16 protein-coding genes are annotated in these 18053 nt (G+C 66.6%); 7 read left to right on the forward strand and 9 right to left on the reverse strand.

All coding sequences use genetic code 11. The features are described 5' to 3' along the window. The first annotated feature begins 1 nt into the window (after position 1). The 7 genes from ABD088_RS14495 (at position 2) to ABD088_RS14525 (ending at position 7683) form a co-directional block, all read left to right on the forward strand. On the forward strand, positions 2 to 1138 hold the full coding sequence (locus tag ABD088_RS14495; protein ID WP_343902671.1) for an acyl-CoA dehydrogenase family protein: 1137 nt from the start codon (positions 2 to 4) through the stop codon (positions 1136 to 1138). 8 nt (positions 1139 to 1146) lie between these two features. Continuing rightward, on the forward strand, positions 1147 to 2280 hold the full coding sequence (locus ABD088_RS14500; protein WP_343902672.1) for an enoyl-CoA hydratase/isomerase family protein: 1134 nt from the start codon (positions 1147 to 1149) through the stop codon (positions 2278 to 2280). After that, positions 2277 to 3269 (forward strand): 3-hydroxyisobutyrate dehydrogenase, encoded by a 993-nt coding sequence (gene mmsB, locus ABD088_RS14505; RefSeq protein WP_343902673.1) that lies wholly within the window; start codon positions 2277 to 2279, stop codon positions 3267 to 3269. The genes ABD088_RS14500 and mmsB overlap by 4 nt, the downstream gene beginning before the upstream one ends. Beyond that, the gene (locus ABD088_RS14510; RefSeq protein ID WP_343902674.1) at positions 3266 to 4042 is read left to right on the forward strand and encodes an enoyl-CoA hydratase; all 777 of its coding nucleotides are present in this window, start codon (positions 3266 to 3268) and stop codon (positions 4040 to 4042) included. Before mmsB ends, ABD088_RS14510 begins: the two co-directional genes overlap by 4 nt. 66 nt (positions 4043 to 4108) lie before the next feature. Next, positions 4109 to 5608, forward strand: coding sequence for an aldehyde dehydrogenase family protein (locus tag ABD088_RS14515; protein WP_343902676.1), 1500 nt, complete (start codon positions 4109 to 4111; stop codon positions 5606 to 5608). 3 nt (positions 5609 to 5611) lie between these two features. Beyond that, on the forward strand, positions 5612 to 6862 hold the full coding sequence (locus ABD088_RS14520; protein WP_343902677.1) for a CaiB/BaiF CoA transferase family protein: 1251 nt from the start codon (positions 5612 to 5614) through the stop codon (positions 6860 to 6862). Further along, the gene (locus tag ABD088_RS14525; RefSeq protein WP_343902678.1) at positions 6859 to 7683 is read left to right on the forward strand and encodes an enoyl-CoA hydratase/isomerase family protein; all 825 of its coding nucleotides are present in this window, start codon (positions 6859 to 6861) and stop codon (positions 7681 to 7683) included. Before ABD088_RS14520 ends, ABD088_RS14525 begins: the two co-directional genes overlap by 4 nt. Positions 7684 to 7737: 54 nt before the next feature. Here the strand turns inward: ABD088_RS14525 and ABD088_RS14530 are convergent, their stop codons facing one another. The 9 genes from ABD088_RS14530 to ABD088_RS14570 all read right to left on the reverse strand — a co-directional run bounded on the left by ABD088_RS14530 (position 7738) and on the right by ABD088_RS14570 (position 18051). Then, entirely contained in the window at positions 7738 to 9219 is a 1482-nt protein-coding gene (locus ABD088_RS14530; RefSeq protein ID WP_343902679.1) for an aldehyde dehydrogenase, read from the reverse strand. A gap of 56 nt (positions 9220 to 9275) precedes the next feature. Further along, entirely contained in the window at positions 9276 to 10379 is a 1104-nt protein-coding gene (locus ABD088_RS14535) for an NAD(P)-dependent alcohol dehydrogenase (protein ID WP_343902680.1), read from the reverse strand. A 45-nt stretch (positions 10380 to 10424) separates the two neighbouring features. Next, positions 10425 to 10736, reverse strand: coding sequence for a 2Fe-2S iron-sulfur cluster-binding protein (locus ABD088_RS14540; RefSeq protein WP_343902681.1), 312 nt, complete (start codon positions 10734 to 10736; stop codon positions 10425 to 10427). 36 nt (positions 10737 to 10772) lie between these two features. Beyond that, positions 10773 to 11999 (reverse strand): NAD(P)/FAD-dependent oxidoreductase, encoded by a 1227-nt coding sequence (locus ABD088_RS14545; RefSeq protein WP_343902682.1) that lies wholly within the window; start codon positions 11997 to 11999, stop codon positions 10773 to 10775. Then, the gene (locus ABD088_RS14550; protein ID WP_343902683.1) at positions 11996 to 13324 is read right to left on the reverse strand and encodes a cytochrome P450; all 1329 of its coding nucleotides are present in this window, start codon (positions 13322 to 13324) and stop codon (positions 11996 to 11998) included. Before ABD088_RS14550 ends, ABD088_RS14545 begins: the two co-directional genes overlap by 4 nt. A 101-nt stretch (positions 13325 to 13425) precedes the next feature. After that, positions 13426 to 14277, reverse strand: a complete 852-nt coding sequence (locus ABD088_RS14555; protein ID WP_343902684.1) for a response regulator transcription factor — start codon at positions 14275 to 14277, stop codon at positions 13426 to 13428. A 549-nt stretch (positions 14278 to 14826) separates the two neighbouring features. Then, positions 14827 to 15624 (reverse strand): PaaI family thioesterase, encoded by a 798-nt coding sequence (locus tag ABD088_RS14560; protein ID WP_343902685.1) that lies wholly within the window; start codon positions 15622 to 15624, stop codon positions 14827 to 14829. Next, on the reverse strand, positions 15621 to 17174 hold the full coding sequence (locus ABD088_RS14565; RefSeq protein ID WP_343902686.1) for a class I adenylate-forming enzyme family protein: 1554 nt from the start codon (positions 17172 to 17174) through the stop codon (positions 15621 to 15623). The genes ABD088_RS14560 and ABD088_RS14565 overlap by 4 nt, the downstream gene beginning before the upstream one ends. An 88-nt stretch (positions 17175 to 17262) precedes the next feature. Beyond that, complete coding sequence (locus ABD088_RS14570) at positions 17263 to 18051, reverse strand: enoyl-CoA hydratase/isomerase family protein (protein WP_343902687.1); 789 nt, start codon at positions 18049 to 18051, stop codon at positions 17263 to 17265. Between the last annotated feature and the right edge of the window lie 2 nt (positions 18052 to 18053).

The following is an 18053-nucleotide window of genomic DNA, read 5'->3' on the forward strand; positions in this document are numbered from 1 at the left end:
CATGTACCAGATCACCGAGGACCAGCAGGCACTCGTGGAGGCCGTTCGCGACTTCTCCACCGAACGGATCGCCCCGAACGCCCTCCAGTGGGACGCCGAGAAACACTTCCCCATCGATGTCCTGGCCGAGGCGGGTGAACTCGGGTTGGGTGGTATCTACGTGGACGAGAACTACGGTGGTGCCGGCCTCGATCGCAAGGATGCCGTCCTCATCTTCGAGGAGCTCGCGAAGGCCGATCCCGCGCTGGCCGCCTACATCTCCATCCACAACATGGTCGTGTGGATGATCGACTCCTTCGGCACGGACGACCAGCGCTCCCAATGGGTCCCGAAGCTCGCCAGCATGGAGCACCTGGGCAGCTATTGCCTCACCGAACCCGGCGCCGGCTCGGACGCAGCCGCCCTCAGTACCAGGGCGGTCCGGGATGGTGACGAATACGTCCTCAACGGCGTCAAGCAGTTCATCTCCGGCGCCGGCTCATCCGAGTACTACGTGGTGATGTGCCGGACGGCGGATACGGGCTCCAAGGGCATCTCCACGCTGGTGGTGCACAAGGACACCCCCGGCCTGTCATTCGGCCCGAACGAGAAGAAGATGGGGTGGAACACCCAACCAACCCGCCAGGTGATCTTCGAGGATGCCCGCGTGCCAGTCGGCAATCGGCTCGGCGCCGAAGGCGACGGGTTCCGCATCGCCATGAAGGGGCTCAACGGTGGGCGCATCAACATGGGTGCCTGCTCCCTCGGTGGAGGGCAGGCGGCCCTGGACAAGGCGACCGGCTACCTCAAGGAACGCCACGCCTTCGGTGCGCCCCTGACGACCAAGCAGGCCCTCGTCTTCGATCTGGCCGAAATGTCGACGAACCTCGAAGCGGCGCGCACCTTGCTGATGCGGGCGGCTGATGCCCTGGACCGGAAGGACCCGGACACCGTCCGCTTGTGCGCCATGGCCAAGCTCCTGGCCACCGACTCCGGATTCGAGGCCGCCAATAAGGCCCTCCAACTCCACGGCGGCTACGGCTACCTCCACGAATACGGGGTGGAGAAGATCGTCCGCGACCTGAGGGTCCACCAGATCCTCGAGGGGTCCAACGAGATCATGCGGCTGATCGTCGGCCGGATGCTGGTCGAGGGCTGAGGGCAACCATGGGAACACCAGCAACAACCCAGGCCAGCGAACCCGAGGTCATCGTCCGACGCGCCGGCCAGCTCGGACACCTCATCCTCAACCGCCCACAGGCCCTGAACTCACTCAACCACCAGATGGTGCAGATCGTCAGGGCCACCTTGGAACGATGGCGGGATGACGACGACGTCGCGACCGTCCTCGTTTCGGGCGCAGGGGCGAAGGGGCTGTGTGCCGGAGGCGACGTCGTGTCCCTCTACCGAGCAGCCGTGGACGGACGCCCGGAGGTCGGCGACGCCTTCTTCGCCGACGAATACGCCATGAATGCGCTGATCGCGGACTTCCCCAAGCCCTATGTCGCCTTCATGGACGGCATTGTCTTGGGCGGTGGCGTGGGGATCTCCGCACACGGTTCACACCGCATCGTCACCGAACGCACACGCCTGGGCATGCCCGAGACCGGCATCGGCTTCTTTCCCGACGTCGGCGGCGCCTGGCTGCTCTCCCGTGCGCCATCCGGATTCGGCCTGCACATGGCCCTGACCTCCGGCCACGTGACCGGCGCCGATGCCGTGGCACTCGGCTTCGCCGATCGTTTCGTCCCCTCCGGGAACTTGGCAGCTCTCGCCACTGCGTTGGAGACCACCGACGCGCAGACGGCCATCGACGCCGTCTCCACCACGCCACCGGACTCTCCACTGATGGGGGACCGGCGGTGGATCCAGTCCTGTTATGCCGGCGGGACCGCCGAAGGAATCGTGGAGGCACTGCAGGCGGACGGGGACCCGGCGGCTGCCGATGCCGCCACGCAGATCCTGGCCAAGTCGCCGACATCGGTCAAGGCCACCCTGGAACTGCTGCGCCGCGCCGGGGACATGACCAGCGTGCAGGACGTCCTGGCGATGGATGCCCGCCTGGCGCACCACCTGCTCCGCGGGCACGACATGCGCGAGGGGATCCGCGCCCAGCTCGTGGACAAGGACCGCAATCCGCAATGGAACCCCGCCACCCTCGAGGACGTCACCGCGCAGGATGTCGCCGCGCTTTTCGCGGCAGTTGACCGCCACGGCGACACCGTAAAACCGAGCAAGCCAGCAAACACCTCTCCGGGTTCAGCACCGGACCATAGCGCAACCAAGGAGTACCAGCCATGAGCAAGACCACGAACGCAGAAGCCAACGGCGCGACCACCGGCTCCGCGCAGCCGATCGACGTCGCCTTCATCGGCTTGGGAAATATGGGCGGGCCGATGGCTGCCAACCTCGTCAAGGCCGGCCATCAGGTCGCGGGCTTCGACCTGGTGCCAGAGGCGCTGGAAAAGGCCCGGGCCGCAGGCGTGCAGATTGCCGCCACGGCCGCCGACGCCGTCCGCACCGCGGGGCTGGTCATCACCATGCTGCCCGCAGGACGCCACGTGATCGGCGCCTACCAAGGCGGCGACGGTGCCGACGGGCGTGAGCCGGTCGAGGGCCTCCTGGGTGCCGCGGCACCGGGCACCTTGTTCATGGACTGCTCCACCATTGCCGTGGAGGACGCCCGCACAGTCCACGAGATCACGACGGCGGCGGGGCACCGCAGTTTGGATGCCCCGGTCTCGGGCGGAACCGTCGGCGCCGAAGCCGGGACGCTCGCAATGATGGTCGGCGGCTCCGACGCTGATTTCGCAGAGGCCCGTCCCGTCTTGGATGTGGTCGGCCAGCGGGTGGTCCACTGTGGTGGTGCGGGAGCCGGTCAGGCCGCAAAGGTCTGCAACAACATGATCCTCGGCGTCTCGATGATCGCGGTCAGTGAGGCCTTCGTCCTAGGTGAGAAGCTGGGCCTGTCCAACGAGGCGTTGTATGACGTGGCCTCCGCGGCGTCCGGTCAATGCTGGGCGCTGACCACCAACTGTCCCGTCCCGGGGCCGGTCCCGACCAGCCCCGCGAACCGCGACTACCAACCGGGATTTGCCGGAGCGCTCATGGCCAAGGACCTCGGCCTCGCGGCGCGGGCCCTGGAGTCAACCGGCGTCGAGGCGCGGCTTGGTTCCGCGGCTGAGGAGATCTACCGCGGTTTCGCTGCCGGCGACGGCGGCGGCCAGGACTTCTCGGCGATCATCAACGAGATCCGGTCGGCGTCCAAGACCACCACGGCCGCGGCATGAGCGACTACCAGACCATCCTCGTCAAGCGGCAGGAACGCGTCGGGACCATCACGCTGAACCGGCCGGAGGCCCTGAACGCGCTCAACGACCAGCTCGCCCACGAGGTCGTTGACGCCGCCCGTGCCCTCGACCGGGACGAAGGCATAGGCTCCATCCTGATCACCGGTTCCGACCGGGCCTTCGCGGCGGGGGCCGACATCAAGGAGATGGCCGAGCGGTCCTTCACCGACATGTACATGGCGGACTGGTTCTCGGTGTGGGACGAGCTGGCGCGCGTGCGTACGCCCATGATTGCCGCCGTCGCCGGCCACGCCCTGGGCGGCGGATGCGAACTCGCGATGCTCTGCGACCTCATCATCGCGGCGGACAACGCCAAATTCGGCCAGCCCGAGATCAAGCTGGGGGTCATCCCGGGCATGGGCGGATCCCAGCGCCTGACCCGGGCCGTCGGCAAGTCCAAGGCCATGGACATGGTCCTCACCGGACGGACCATCGGGGCGGAGGAGGCAGAACGCGCGGGCCTCGTGGCCAGGGTGGTCCCCGTCGCCGACCTCTTGGAGGAGGCGCTCACGGTGGCCGCTACCATCGCCGGCATGTCCAAACCAGTGGCGTTGATGGCCAAGGAAGCCGTCAACGCGGCCTTCGAATCGCCGCTCGCCGAGGGCATCCGGCTGGAGCGCCGTCTGAACCACGCCTCCTTCGCCACCGAGGACCAGAAAGAGGGCATGGGTGCATTCATCGAAAAGCGGAAGCCCCGATTCACCCACCGCTAGTCCCGGTCGTCGACTTACCACCCACTGTCCTCCCGGTTTCGGGCGGACCACCCGAAACGAGGAACCATGACCCAGGTAGCCACAGATCCCCGAACCGATTCCATCTTCGAGGACCTCGAGCAACTGATGTGGATCGGTGGACGGCCGACGGAGGCCGCCACCGGTGAGTGGCGCGAGGTGAAGAATCCCGCCAAACGCGGTTCGGTCATCGGGCGCGTTCCCGCGGCTGGCATCGAGGACGTCGAGCGCGCGGTTACCGCGGCACGCGGTGCCTTCGACCCCTGGCGTGCGCGCCATTTCACGGAGCGCGCCCGCGCGCTGGCGAAGATCGCGGACGAGATCGAGGAGCGCGCCGAGGACTTCGCCCGGCTCACGGCTCTGGACACCGGCAACGCGCTGCGCACCCAGGCGCGTCCGGAAGTCACCACGCTGGTCGCGCTGTTCCGCTACTTCGCCGGCATCGCGGGTGAGGTCAAGGGTGCCACCCTGCCCGCCGGCGACGCACAACTGCAGTACACCCGGCTTGAGCCGCTCGGCGTCGTAGCCTGCATCCTGCCGTGGAACTCCCCGCTGATGATTGCCGGGTTCAAGGTCCCGGCCGCCCTGGCCGCCGGGAACACCGTCATCCTCAAGGCAGCCGACGATGCACCGCTGACCATCCTGCTCCTCGCCCAGATCTGCAACAGGCACCTCCCGCCCGGCGTCGTGAATGCGCTGACCGGACGTGGCAGCATCATCGGTGACGCGCTCTCCCGCCACCCCGGCGTCGACAAGGTCTCGTTCACCGGTTCAACGGACGTCGGGCGCGGCGTCGCCCGCCAGGCCGGCGAGCGGCTTGCCCACGTTTCACTCGAGCTGGGCGGCAAGAACCCCTCGATCGTCTTCCCCGACGCCGTCGACGACGAGCTGATCGACGGACTCCTGGCCGCCTCGCGCTTCACCCGCCAGGGCCAGAGTTGCACCGCCGGTTCCCGGCTGTTCCTGCATGAGGACGTGTACGACGACGTCTTGGATCGGCTGGTCACCAAACTCGGATCGCTGAAGGTCGGTGATCCGCTGGACGAGGCGACGGATATGGGCGCCATCATCAACGAAAGCCAGCACCGCCAGATCGGCGAGTACCTGGACGAGGGCCGCAACGACCCCCGTCTCGACGTGCTGCTGGGCGGTTCCACTCCCACGGAGGCCCGCCTGACCGAGGGGTTCTTCCACCAGCCGACCGTTTTCGGCGGAGCCGGCAATGATTTCCGCCTATCCCAGGAGGAGATCTTCGGTCCAGTCCTCATGGCCATCCGATGGAAGGACACCGACGACGTCATCCGCATGGCCAACGACTCGCACTATGGCCTGGCCGCCTACGTGTGGAGCCACAACCTCGACAACGCGCTGAACACCGCACACCGGCTGGAGGCCGGATGGGTGCAGGTCAACCAGGGCGGTGGACAGCTGGTCGGACAGTCTTACGGCGGCTACAAGCAAAGCGGCATCGGCCGCGAGGTGTCTCTTGAGGGCATGCTGGCCGGCTTCACGCAGACCAAGCAGATCAACGTGAAGCTGCGCGGCTGAACAATGGCCCCCGACACCCCACCCGCGACCGGTGCCTCGGCCGGACTGCTGTCCGGCATCACGGTCCTGGACCTCAGCCGCGCACTCGCCGGCCCGTACGCCACGGCGATGCTCGCCGACATGGGCGCCCACGTCATCAAGGTGGAGGGGGCCAACGGCGGCGATTCCTCCCGGTCCTGGCCCCCCTTCGAGAACGAGCACAGCCTCTACTTCGATTCCGCCAACCGCAACAAGTCCTCCATCTCGGTGGATTTCTATACCGATGAGGGGAAGTCCCTGCTGCGGCGTCTCGCACTGCAGGCCGATGTCCTGGTCGAGAACTTCAGGCCCGGGGTGCTGGGCGCCATGGGCCTCGACCCGGACGAACTGCGCACGTCAAACCCCGGTCTGGTGGTCGCGTCCATCTCCGGGTTCGGACGCACCGGACCGCTGGCCCAGACTGCCGGGCTGGACCAGGTGGCGCAGGCGATGACCGGCCTGATGTCGGTCACGGGGCTGGACGCCGAGAACACCTACCGCTTTGGCGTCCCCATCGTGGACATGAGCGCGGGGATGTTCACGGCCTTCGGGATCGTGTCCGCGCTCCTCGAACGGCACGGCAGCGGCATTGGCAGGGACGTCTCCACGTCGCTGCTCGAATCGGGACTGTCCTTGTCGGCGTTCCAGGGGCAGCGCTACCTCAGCAACGGCGAGGTTCCGCAGCCCCAGGGCAATGACCACCCGGTGCTCGCGCCCTACGGCGTCTTCAAGACCGCCGACATCACGGTGATCATCGCCGTGGGCAACGACAAGCAATGGATCCAGCTGTGCGACTTGCTCGGGGCTCCGTCAATGGCGGCGGAGCCGGAATACGTGACCGGGCGGGCCCGCTCGGCCCACCGGAAACAGTTGGGCGTGCGCCTCGAGGTGTTGCTGGCGGCCCACACCGGAGAAGAATGGTTGGCAAAATTCCGGGCAGCAAAGATCCCCTGCGGACCCATCTACACCTACGCCCAGGCGTTCGCGGACCCGCAGGTCCACGCCGTGGACATGGTCCGAACCATCAACCGCTCCGACGGCTCCGAGCTGCCACTGCTGCGGGGGCCCCTGTCCGTCGACGGCGTACCCACCCCGGTCCGGAAGGCGCCACCGGCACTGGGCGAGGACACCCGGCAGGTGCTCGAGGAACTGGATCTGACGGGGGACCAGATCGCCGGGCTCATCGATGCTGGCGTCGTCCGCGAGGCGGCAAACCAGCAAGAGGTCCTGACATGAGTTCCGTGGCACCGGTGCCGGCAACGGCCGAACTCCGTGTCGAGCGGAGCGGGCCAGTCGCGACGATCGTCATCGACCATCCGGACCGGCGGAACGCCCTGACCCGGTCAATGTGGGCCCAATTCGAGCCGGTCCTGGCTGATCTTGCCGAAGACGACCGTGTGCGGGTTGTCGTTGTCAGGGGAGCAGGTTCCGATTTCTCCGCCGGGGCGGACATCGGCGACCTGCGCGCCATCCTCCACGATCCCGAGACGGGGCGGCACGACGGCGGGCACGTCAGCGCGGGCGAAAACGCCATCGCCCGATTCCACAAGCCCACGATTGCGGCCGTGGACGGATACTGCCTGGGTGGGGGCTGGCAGATCGCCGGGGCTTGCGACATCCGCATCGCCAGCGCGCGGGCCACCTTCGGGATCACACCAGCCAAGATCGGCATCGTCTACCCGCTGTCCGGCATCGAACGGCTGGTCCGTATCGCCGGCCCCGCGGTGGCCAAGCAGCTGCTTTTCTCCGGGGACTTCGTCGACGCTTCGGAAGCCAAATCCCTGGGACTCGTATCCCGTGTGGTGGCCTCGGACGAGTTCGACGGCGAAGTGGAGCGCTTCGCACGGCATCTGGCGACCCGCTCGCAGCTGTCCATCCAGGCGATGAAGGACATCGTGGACACGATCGCGGACGGGAGCGCCGGCCTCGGGGGCGTCAATGCCCGGTGGCAGCAGCGCATGGCCGGGAGCGGCGATCCCGAGGAGGGCATCGGTGCGTTCCTCGAGAAGCGCCGGCCCGAGTTCACGTGGAATGGCGGTGCCGGCAGCGGCCGCTGAGCACAGCCGAAAGGGCGGTGGCTTCTCCGGAAGCCACCGCCCTTTCGGCGGGGATCAGTCGTTCGGCTGGTCCAGATAGATGGTCTTGAGCTGCTGGAATGCGGTCATGCCTTCCGGACCCAACTCCCGACCCATGCCGCTGGACTTGACGCCCCCAAAGGGGGAAGTCGGGTCGTTGGAATATGCGTTGACCCCGATGGTCCCCGTGCGCACACGCCGAGCGAAATCGGCGCCGCGCTGCGGATCTGAGGTCCACACGGAACCGCCCAGGCCGTATTGGGAATCGTTGGCGATATCCACCGCGTCCTGGTCGTCCTCGTAGGCGATGACCGAGAGCACCGGACCGAAGATCTCCTCCTGCGCGATCGTGGCCTTGCGGTCGACGTCCGCGAAGATCGTCGGCTCGACGAACCAGCCACGGTCAAACCCTTCCGGTCGCCCGCCGCCGGTGGTCAGTCGTGCGCCCTCGGCCCGTCCCTTGGCGATATAGCCCTCAACGCGGTCGCGCTGGCGGGCAGACACGAGCGGACCCAACTTCGTGGCTGGATCCAGCGGATCGCCGATCGTCAGCGACCGGGCCAGATCGGTCACCATGTCCACGACCTCCTCGTATCGTGAACGCGGCGCCAGAACCCGCGTACCCAGCCAGCAGATCTGTCCGTTGTTGAGCAGGGTGGAGGCGAAGAAGGACTCCAGGTTCGCGCCGAGGTCCGCGTCGTCCAGGACGATGGCTGCGGATTTGCCGCCCAGCTCCAGAGTCACCGGGCGCAGCAGGCGGCCGCACGTGGAGGCGATGGAACGGCCGGCAGCCGTGGAACCGGTGAAGGAGACCTTGTCGATCCCCGGGTGCTCGACCAGGTAGGCGCCGACCTCCCGACCGGCGGGAACAACGTTCAGGACCCCCTCCGGTAGACCGGCTGCATGCGCCGCCTCGGCCATCAGAAACGCGTCGAGGACGGTTTCCGGGGCGGGCTTGAGCACGATGGTGCATCCCGCTGCCAGAGCCGGGGCGAGCTTCAGGAAGGTGATGGCTTGCGGTACGTTCCAGGGAACGATCGCGGCAACCACGCCGATGGGTTCGCGGAGCACCAGGGCTTGCTTGCCCAGCATGCCTTGGCGGATCTCTTCTTGTCCCGCGGCGGCCAGCTCGGAGTAGTACCTCAGCAGCACGGGCGGGAATCCGGCCTCGAACTGTTCCGCGAGCCAGATCGGCATGCCGTTCTGCGACGACACGCGGAGCGCCATGTCAGCGCCGCGCCCCTCCAATTCGACGGCGAACCGCTCCAGGACCTCGCGTCGCCGGTCGGGGGACCAGTGGGCCCATCCGCCGGGCTCGTCGAAGGCCCGGCGGGCGGCGGCCACTGCGGCGTCGATGTCGCCCTCGCGGGCCTCGGGGACGCCTCCGATCACTGCCTCCGTCGTGGGCGACTTCACGATGATGCGGTCTGCGGTGGTCGGGGCCGACCACCGCCCGTCGATATAGAGGTTCTCGTAGTCCACCAAGGCGGTGTTGGTCGTTGAATCGGCGATGGTCATGGCTGCTCCTAGGGTGGTTGCTCGGTGGATGGATGCGCTCGTGGGTGGATCGGCGGTCACTCGTGGACGAGGACGACTTTCACCGCGCTTCCCGAGGCCTGCGCGGCGATGGCCTCGTTGATGCGGTCGAATGGGAAACGGGTGATCATCTTCTCGAAGGGGAACCGGCCCGCATGGTGCAGCGCGAACAGCTCCGGGATGAAGGAGGCCGGGTTGCTGTTCCCCTCGACGATGCTGGTGAAGGAGAGCCCGCGTGCCTGGGCTTCCAGCAGGCTGAAGGAGAATGTGGCTTCGGGATCGCTGGGAACGCCCACCATGCCGAGATGCCCGCGCTGGCTGAGAGCCGAGACCACACCCGCCAAGACGCCCAGGTGTGCCGTCGTATCCAGCGCGTAGTTGACGCCTTCGGGAAGAATTCCCCGGACCTGCTCCTGGAGCGGCCCGTCCGCCGGGTCGAGCGCATGGGTGGCCCCGAGCTCCAGTGCCAGTTCGCGCCGCGCGGCCACCGGCTCGAGGACGATGATGGTGCCCACCCCCTGGACGACGGCACCGAGGACGGCGGCGAGCCCGACGCTGCCTCCTCCGGTCACCAGCAGCGACGAACCTGGTTCGCAGGCCAGCGCGTTCATGATGGCCCCCGCCCCGGTCTGGATGCCACATCCCAAGGGGCCGACGATGTCCAGTGGCATGTCTTCGGGAACGCGCACGACGTTGCGTTCACGGGCGATCGCCGCCGTGGCGAAGGTAGATTGTCCGAAGAAGTTGCCACCCAGAGCCCCGTCGTCGTTCTGGAGGGGACTGGTGCCGTCGGGGCGTGCGCCGGAGAAGTTCCGCTGCATGAATTCCTGGCAGTACGACGGAGTTCCGGCAGTGCATTCGGTGCAGGAACCGCAACTGTTGAAGCTGGCGCAGATGCGGTCTCCGACGGCGACAGCCGTCACGTCCGACCCCACGGCCCGCACGATTCCGCTGCCCTCGTGCCCGACGATTCCGGGCAGGGGGAAGGGCAGGTGGCCCTCGCGCACCGCAAGGTCGGTGTGGCACAGGCCGACTCCGACGACGTCGAACAAGACCTCGTCCGGGGCCGGATCTCCCAGGGTGACTTCCGCCAGGGCGAAATTGCCGCCGATCTGGTCGAGGATCGCTGCCGTGGTGTTCATGGGGTATGTCCTTTGATGGGGTGCTGGGCGGGTGGATGGAAAGGGTTAGCCGTTGGAGCCCGCGACGACGATGCGGGCACCGTCTGTCTCCGGGGCGATGACGAGCTGGCAGGAGAGCCGTGAGCATTCCGTGGCATCGTCCAGGAATTCCAGGAGGTCGTTCTCCTCGGGGGCGGCCTCCTCGAAGTCGCCCTGCTGCAGGAAGACGTGGCAGGTGGCGCAGGAGCAGCTTCCGCCACATTCGGCGACGATGCCGGGGAGGTTGTTGCGGACCGCGCCTTCCATGACCGTGCGGCCCAGGGGCACGTCGATGACTCGCTCGGTTCCGTCGTTCAGGACATAGGTGATGTTCGGCATGGGTTCTCCTGGTACTGGTGTGGGGGTGGGATGGGCCTAGGCGACGGCCTGGGCGCGTACATCGAGGCTCGGATCGGCAAGGACCCGTGGATCCACGCGGTCGCCCGAGGCCAGCAGGGCCTTGGCAGCCATGAAGTCACGCGGGGAATTGACGGTCTCGGCCGCGACCAGGACCCCGTCCCGATGGTGGAACAGCGCGAAGGAGCGCGATTCCGGGTCCCCGCGGAGCACCGACGCGTATTCGCCGCCGACGATTCCGGCGATCTTGATTTTCAGGTCGAACTGATCCGACCAGAACCAGGGGATCGTCGCCCCGCCAGGTGTTTGGCCGACGATGGCCGCGGCTGCCCGCTTGGCTTGGTCTACGGCCCCCGGAATGCTCTCCAAACGCATGCGGCCGTTGGCGGTAGGAGCGCCGGGCACCGGGCGGGATGTGACATCGCCGAGGGCGAAGATCGCCGGGTCGGACGTTCGCCCGTCCTCGTCGACGACGATTCCGCCCTCGCAGGTGAGTCCGGCATGCCGGGCCAGGCCGTCGCGGGGGACAGCGCCGACGCCGACGAGCGCCGCGCCGCAGGGTATCCGGGTCCCGTCGGCAAGGACAACGGCACCGACACGGCCCATGTCGCAGGAGAAGGAACCCAGCTCCGCGCCGGTCAGGATGGTGGTGCCGGCCGCCCGGTGGGTGGCCGCGATCAGGTCGGAAAATCCGGGGCTCGCGACCCTCGCCAGAACGCGTTCCTCGCGCTCTATGACGGTAACCCCCACGTCCCGCGCACGTGCGGCAGCGGCCACCTCGAGGCCTACATATCCGCCGCCGACGATGGCCAAGGGCTTGCCGCGCCCGAGGGATGCGCGCAGGCCGGCCGCGTCCTCCACCGTCCTCAGGGTGTGGACCCCTTCGAGCGTTGCACCCGGGACGTCCACCATGCGGGGGGCCGCGCCGGTGGCCAGGACCAGGACGTCGTAGTCCAGCTGGTCCCCGGTGTCCAGGTGCACCGCCTGCCGGACGGGGTCGATCTCCCGCACGGTCCGGCTCAGATGCAACGAGACGGCGTTGTCGTGGTAGAAGTCCGCGCCCCTCAACTCGTCATGTTTTCCGTCGCCATCGACGGACTTGGAGAGCGGGGGCCGGTGGTAGGGAAGGTGCGGCTCGGAGCCGACGAGATCGATGCCGCCGTCGTACCCCTGTTGGCGGAGCATGGCCACGAAGGTGCCTCCCGCGTGACCCGCGCCGACCACCACCACGCGACGGGTGGTCATTTCAGCACCAGCTTCATCGGGCGGTTCTTGATACCTCCGACGAAGTTCGTCTGGATGACCTTGCGCTCGCCGGTCAGCTCCAGGCTCTCGATCCGGGGGAGGAGCTCCTCGAGCATGACGCGCAGTTCGAGCTTGGCCAGGTGTTGGCCGATGCACATGTGCGGGCCGTAGCCGAAGGCGATGTGCTTGTTGGGTTTGCGGTCGAACCGGAACTCGTAGGGGTCCTCGAAAACATCTGCGTCACGGTTGGCCGACTGGTAGAGCAGCATCATGCGGTCCCCGGCCTTGATCTGCTGGCCGTTGAGCTCGTAGTCCTGAAGCGCCTGGCGCGTGAACTGCTTGACGGGGGAGGCCCACCGCAGCGACTCGTTGACCAGGTCGGGGACCCGGGAAAGGTCCGCCTGCACTGCCGCGAGCTGGTCCGGATGCTGGGCGAGGGCCTCGAGACAGCTGGACAGCGTGCTGGACGTCGTATCGTGGCCGGCCGTGGCGATCGCAATGAACCAGCCGTAGGCCACATTGCGGGCGAAGTACTCACCGTCCTCCATGCGGGCGTTGGCAATGAGGCTGGCGAGGTCATCCTGTGGTTTGGCCCGCCGCGATTCGACCAGCTCGTCGAAGTAGGCATAGAAGTCCTGGATGGTGGCAGCCCACTGCTCGGCCGCAGCGGTCGGCGAGAGCTCCTCGACGTCGCCACGGTGTGCGTCCGGATCCGCGGTCCCGAAGAATTCCTGGGTCAGCTGCATCATCCGGGGTTCGTCTTCTGCGGGAACACCGAACAGGGTCATGATCACGTGCAGGGGGTAGTACAGGGCAAAGTCCCGTGAGAAGTCCAGTTCGTTGGCCCCCTGGGACAGCCGGGTTTCGACGGCCTCGCGGGCCAGGGTACGGATCCGGTCCTCCCATTTCTTGAGTTCGGTCGGCCGGAACCACTCCGAGGCGATGTCCTTGACCATGCTGTGCTCCGGCGGGTCCAGGTAGGTCAACGTCTCCAGGACGCGCAGGCTGTCGCCGTTCATGGACTTGGTGAATTCGTCGCCGGCCTGGTTGGCGAGCACGGGGTTGTGGGAGCCCGGCTTGTCCCCACCGCCACTGGTGAACACGTGTGGCTGGCGCTCGATTTCCATGATGTCGGCGTGTTTCACCACCAGCCAGAGCGGGTCGTAGCCCTCGACCTTCACTTGGGCCAGGGGGGCGTTTTCCCGCATCCAGCGGTACGCCTCGAAGACGGCATCGTCGTCGCGGTGGCCTTCGGGCAGTACGATCTGCCGGGCGATTGAATCGGGAACGGCAACGATATCTTGCTGCTGATCGGTGACAGTCATTGGTCCTCCTTGATCGGGTGGTTCCACCGTACGATCGAGGTGACGTGGCTCACATCTCCCTTAAGGGGTGTCTTTCCACCCCCTGGCGAGGGCCGATGTGCCTAGGTCCCGGGGTGTCCCTCGCGATACAGGGCGGCCGCTTCCGTGCGGTTGGAAGCGCCGAGCTTGTGCAGGACGTTCTTCACGTGGGACTTGGCGGTGCCTTCGGTGATGAAGAGGCGTCCACCGATTTGGGAGTTGGTCAATCCGTGGGCGATGAGCTCGAGCACCTGTTCCTCGCGGCGGGTGAGCGCCGTTGCGGCGTCGTCGGCCGGCGTCGAACTCGACACGGCATGCCCCGGCGGCAGGTGGAGGGTTGCGGGCCGCGCCACCGGCCCTGCAGTGCCCAGTCCTTGCAGCAAGCCCTCCAGTGCGGTCGCGTTGTTGCGTATGCCGGCCTCCAGGGCAGCCACGTCCTCAAGCGCCTGCGCCCGTTCGAGTGCGTAGCTGGCCCCTTCGCAGAACAAGGAGGTGATCTTGCGGTCGAGCTCGGTGACAGGGTCTCCGTTGGCATCGGCGTCCAGGTGCACGAAGCCCATGGTCCCCCTTCGGTTCACGAGGGGGGCAGCGATGTAGGAACGCGAGTGGGTGACCTTCATCAGCTCGGGGTGGACTTGGTCGCTGTCGCGGATGTCCTCTCGGAGGATGGCTTCCCGTGTGATGACCACCTCGTGCTCGAAGAGGTGCCGGATGTGCTGGAACGGGCGGCGGTGGCCGGCTTCGATCAGTTCCCGGCCCTCGGCGGGACCGGCGAGCGAATGGGCGGAGTGGGCGATCCAGCGCATGTTCTCGACCCAGGAAAAGAGGGCGCGGGCGTAGCCAAGTCCCACCACCTCACCGGGAATCATCGAGGCCAGCTCGTCGACCGACTGGACGGACCGCAACCGCTTGAGGGCCGTGTCCACTCGCTGCATGGCTTCGTGCTGCTGGGCCAGTTGCGCGGTGGCCAGTGAATTGCGGACGACCGCTATTTCGCTTGAGAGTCGGGCCGCGAAGGTGGGTAGCTCTGCCTCCTGGCTCCTGGAGTCCGGCCGCTGGCGAGACTGTGAGGTGCTGAGCCCCTCGATATGCTTTTCGGCCGTTGCGAGGCTTGTGCCTAGCGCGTCGTCCGTCCTTCCGCCCGTTCTGGAATCCACATGCGTGAGTTCCTCGACTAGTTCGAGGAGCTCACGCGCGCGGGCTACCAGCGACGGATCGGGTTCCTGCAATCGATTCTTCTCCGTTCGGTGCAAATACTCCACGGCCAGGGGTGTGGTCCAAAGGCCCAATTTGATGGGTCTGACCGATAGTACAGTTTTACGGCGATGATCATAAGGGGCAGGCTGCCTCTTCCGTGGGACCTCGACCCGGCCACCGGGACCTGCGGCCAACACTGCCGTCGGGCCCGCGGGTCTCCAGCCGCGGGCCCGATGCACTGGACCAGCAGGAACGCCCGGTGTCGCCGGACACTGCGCGTGCCCGGTTTACTGCCCATGCCCGGCCACGGTGGCCATCACGCAGGGCCTGCCGTCAGCAAGTGCGAGAACGACGTGGGCGAGACCGAGGGTGCGACCGCGGTGCCCGGGCGTGGCCGTCATCCGGATGGTCGACCCAAGCTTCGCAGGGCGCAGGTAGGTCACGTGGACGGAAGCGGTCGTGAGCGGTGGCCCGCCATTCCGCAAGGCTGCGGCGCCCGCCATTTCGGCAAGGCAGAGCGAGACACCGCCATGCAGATTGTCCAGCTGGTTCGTCAGCGCAGAGGTAACCTCCAGGGTGATGACTGTCTCCGCAGTGCCTTGTCGGGCGCCGTGTACACCCAGCAGAGTGTGGAGGTCCTCGGGTGGGGCCAGGTTCCTTTCGGCGTCGGTCACGACTAGGGGTGGCTCCGGTATCCCCGGAATGAACCGTCCCCGTTGACGCCCCCGGGCAATTACCCGCCCCGAATCGTCCACGAAAGTCCCCTCCGAGAACCCGCCGGAGAGATCGCTGTCGAGGAGTGAGGCCCGGCCATGGACATTCCCGCCGTCCCGTGGGAGGCCTCCGACGATGTCGAGGGACATCTCCGTTGTCACGGCCCAGCTTCCGGTCGGTGCTCCCCCGATGACGGAGTAGCCGAGGACGTTGTCCGCAAGCACCCCCAGGATGCCTGGTCGGGGGAGGCCTTCGGGGTCGCACATCGATGGACGTGTCGCCATCTGCGCCACCATCGCGTTCTGGCCCCTTGCGATCCCGTCAACCTCGAATAGCGACTCGGGTGCGCCCTTGAGAATCGGAAACGTCATGGGGCGTCCTGAACCACACGGTACGCCGTGCGCAGTTCGCCCTTCATGATTTTGCCGCTGCCGGTCATCGGCAGGCTCTTGACGAACCGGATCTCCTTGGGCACCTTGTAACCTGCGATGAGCTCGCGGCACTTGGCGATGATCTCCTGCTCGGTCAGGGACGTGGAGGGTTCGAGGACCACCGCGACCACGCGTTCGCCCCATTTCTCGTCCGGAACGCCGAAGACCGCGCACATCTGGACTCCGGCGATCTGTTGAATCGCCTGCTCGACCTCCGTGGAGTACACGTTTTCGCCGCCGGTGATGATCATGTCCTTGACCCGGTCAACGAGGTAGAAGAAGCCATCGGCGTCGCGGTACCCGGCGTCCCCGGACCGATACCAGCCGTTAGGGAATGCGGTCGACGTCATCTCGGGTTGGTTGAAGTAACCGGTGGCGAGTGAAGGGGACCGAATGAGGAACTCTCCCACATCGCCGTCGGGCACCTCGTCGCCCATCGGATCGACGATTTTGATCTCGATGAGGGGCAATGGGCTGCCGATTGAATTGAGCTTGATTCCCTGTCGGTGCTGCTCGGGGCGCAGGAAGGTCACTCCTCTTCCTGTCTCGGTGGCGCCGTAGAACTGGATGAAGTCGCAGTCCATCGCTGCGAGGGCGCGCTTGAGCAGATGGGGTGGCATCGGTGCTCCGGCGTAGACGACGAGACGAAGGGTGGAAAAGACCTCCGGGCTGGCTTTGGGATGGTCGAGCATCGTCTGGATCACGGTGGGGATCAGCGGCAGAATGGTGGGCCGGTCCCGTTCGATGATGTCAATCAGGCCCCCCGCGTCGGGCATCGAGTACACGCCGACTGCGGCACCGTTGTAGAGAGCCTGGAGCGATAGACCAAGACCCATCGCATGGAACAGCGGCATCACGGTGAGCATCGAGTCCTCGGATGTGTAGCTGAACGAGGGGTCAAGGTGCTCGCACAGGCACAGGTAGACATAGCCCTGGTGCGAAAGCCGAACGCCCTTCGGTTTGCCCGTGGTGCCGGAAGTGTACATGAGGATCGCGGTGCTCCACGGGTTGACGTCGATGCCCGGATCGTTCTGGTCGGCTCCTTCCCTGAGGGTGTCGAGTTCTCCGGCGGTGGAAGAGGAATCGAACCCGATGATCCGGCATGGGAGACCCGTGATCTTGATGACCTCCTTCGCCACCTCGAGGAATTCCGCGTCCGCAATGAGCACCTTCGGCATCGCGTCCTCGACGACGCCTGCCAGCTCGCGAACCGCGAGCCGCCAATTAAGGGGCAGAAGCGCGGCTGCGGCCTTGTTGGCACCGAAGAGGATTTCGAAGAACTTCGACGAATTCTTCCCCAGAAAAGCGATCCGGTCATCCGTGGTGACACCCAGGTCGATCAGGGCATTGGCCATCGCGTTGGAGCGGACGTCAAGCTCCGCCCACGACAGCGGTCCGTTGGCATCGATGACGGCCGGCCGGTCGGGCAGCGTGAGGGCGTAGTGGCGGGGGAAGTCTCCAAGGGTCCTGATTTCACGGTAAAGCCACATGATGGGCTCGCTTTCTGGGAGGAGGGGTGGTGCCGGGTGTGTCCTGGGTATGGGGTGACGGGCTGGCCGGGCTGGGAGACGGCTGTGCTCACCGTCCCCGGAAGACGGGGGGACGCCGCTCGGTGAAGGCAGTGATTCCTTCACGGGCGTCTGCGGTGCCGGCGGCACGTGCAAGGGACTGTGCTTCGTCTTCAAGCTGGGACTCCAGCGGTGTGGCCAGTGCTCGGGAGACGAGACGCCGGACGTCGCCGTAAGCCCGGGTGGGTCCGTTCCGCAGGACCTCTGCTGTCGCGGTCGCCTCGACCAGCACCTTGTCGTCCTCGACGACATGGTCGACCAGCCCCGCCTGCAGGGCCTCGTTGGCGTCGAGCGATTCGTTCAGCAACAGGAATCGCCTGGCCCGCGCGAGGCCCATGCGGGACGCCAGACCGAACGTCGCGCCGAGGTCGCCGGTAAAGCCGAGCTGGGCGTAAGCGGCGGTGAACCGGGCAGATCGTGAAGCGTAGACGAGGTCGCAATGCGAGATCAGTGAGACGGCGCCGCCGGCTGCGGGTCCTTGGACACAGCCAATCAGGGGTGCATCCATGCGCAGCAACCTTGTCAGCCCCATATGGAGGTCATAGGTTCCGTTGAGCACCTCCGCCGGAGCAGCGTCGAGGTCTCGTGAGAAGAGCCCGACGTCGCCGCCGACGCTGAAGAAGCGTCCTCTCGCGTGGAGCAGTATGGCGCGGACATCACCTCGTCTCGCGAGTTCATTTGCCGCTTGACCGAACTCGCGGCAAAAGGTCTCGCCCATGGGATTACCGTCATCGGGGTGGTCCAACAGGAAGGAAGCGAGGCCGTCCTCGACCGTCACATCGAGAGTTTCAAAGCACATGG

Origin of the sequence: Arthrobacter rhombi (genome assembly GCF_039526245.1) — a bacterium.
Classification (GTDB): Bacteria; Actinomycetota; Actinomycetes; order Actinomycetales; family Micrococcaceae; genus Arthrobacter_H; species Arthrobacter_H rhombi.

What these genes read in the sequence shown, in the direction of transcription:
- ABD088_RS14555 (WP_343902684.1), bottom strand. Translation starts at nt 14,277, where the DNA reads ATGCAGCGAGTGGACACGGCCCTCAAGCGGTTGCGGTCCGTCCAGTCG.
- mmsB (WP_343902673.1), top strand. Translation starts at nt 2,277, where the DNA reads ATGAGCAAGACCACGAACGCAGAAGCCAACGGCGCGACCACCGGCTCC.
- ABD088_RS14565 (WP_343902686.1), bottom strand. Translation starts at nt 17,174, where the DNA reads ATGTGGCTTTACCGTGAAATCAGGACCCTTGGAGACTTCCCCCGCCAC.
- ABD088_RS14550 (WP_343902683.1), bottom strand. Translation starts at nt 13,324, where the DNA reads ATGACTGTCACCGATCAGCAGCAAGATATCGTTGCCGTTCCCGATTCA.
- ABD088_RS14525 (WP_343902678.1), top strand. Translation starts at nt 6,859, where the DNA reads ATGAGTTCCGTGGCACCGGTGCCGGCAACGGCCGAACTCCGTGTCGAG.
- ABD088_RS14515 (WP_343902676.1), top strand. Translation starts at nt 4,109, where the DNA reads ATGACCCAGGTAGCCACAGATCCCCGAACCGATTCCATCTTCGAGGAC.
- ABD088_RS14530 (WP_343902679.1), bottom strand. Translation starts at nt 9,219, where the DNA reads ATGACCATCGCCGATTCAACGACCAACACCGCCTTGGTGGACTACGAG.
- ABD088_RS14500 (WP_343902672.1), top strand. Translation starts at nt 1,147, where the DNA reads ATGGGAACACCAGCAACAACCCAGGCCAGCGAACCCGAGGTCATCGTC.
- ABD088_RS14540 (WP_343902681.1), bottom strand. Translation starts at nt 10,736, where the DNA reads ATGCCGAACATCACCTATGTCCTGAACGACGGAACCGAGCGAGTCATC.
- ABD088_RS14510 (WP_343902674.1), top strand. Translation starts at nt 3,266, where the DNA reads ATGAGCGACTACCAGACCATCCTCGTCAAGCGGCAGGAACGCGTCGGG.
- ABD088_RS14495 (WP_343902671.1), top strand. Translation starts at nt 2, where the DNA reads ATGTACCAGATCACCGAGGACCAGCAGGCACTCGTGGAGGCCGTTCGC.
- ABD088_RS14560 (WP_343902685.1), bottom strand. Translation starts at nt 15,624, where the DNA reads ATGACGTTTCCGATTCTCAAGGGCGCACCCGAGTCGCTATTCGAGGTT.
- ABD088_RS14520 (WP_343902677.1), top strand. Translation starts at nt 5,612, where the DNA reads ATGGCCCCCGACACCCCACCCGCGACCGGTGCCTCGGCCGGACTGCTG.
- ABD088_RS14535 (WP_343902680.1), bottom strand. Translation starts at nt 10,379, where the DNA reads ATGAACACCACGGCAGCGATCCTCGACCAGATCGGCGGCAATTTCGCC.
- ABD088_RS14570 (WP_343902687.1), bottom strand. Translation starts at nt 18,051, where the DNA reads ATGTGCTTTGAAACTCTCGATGTGACGGTCGAGGACGGCCTCGCTTCC.
- ABD088_RS14545 (WP_343902682.1), bottom strand. Translation starts at nt 11,999, where the DNA reads ATGACCACCCGTCGCGTGGTGGTGGTCGGCGCGGGTCACGCGGGAGGC.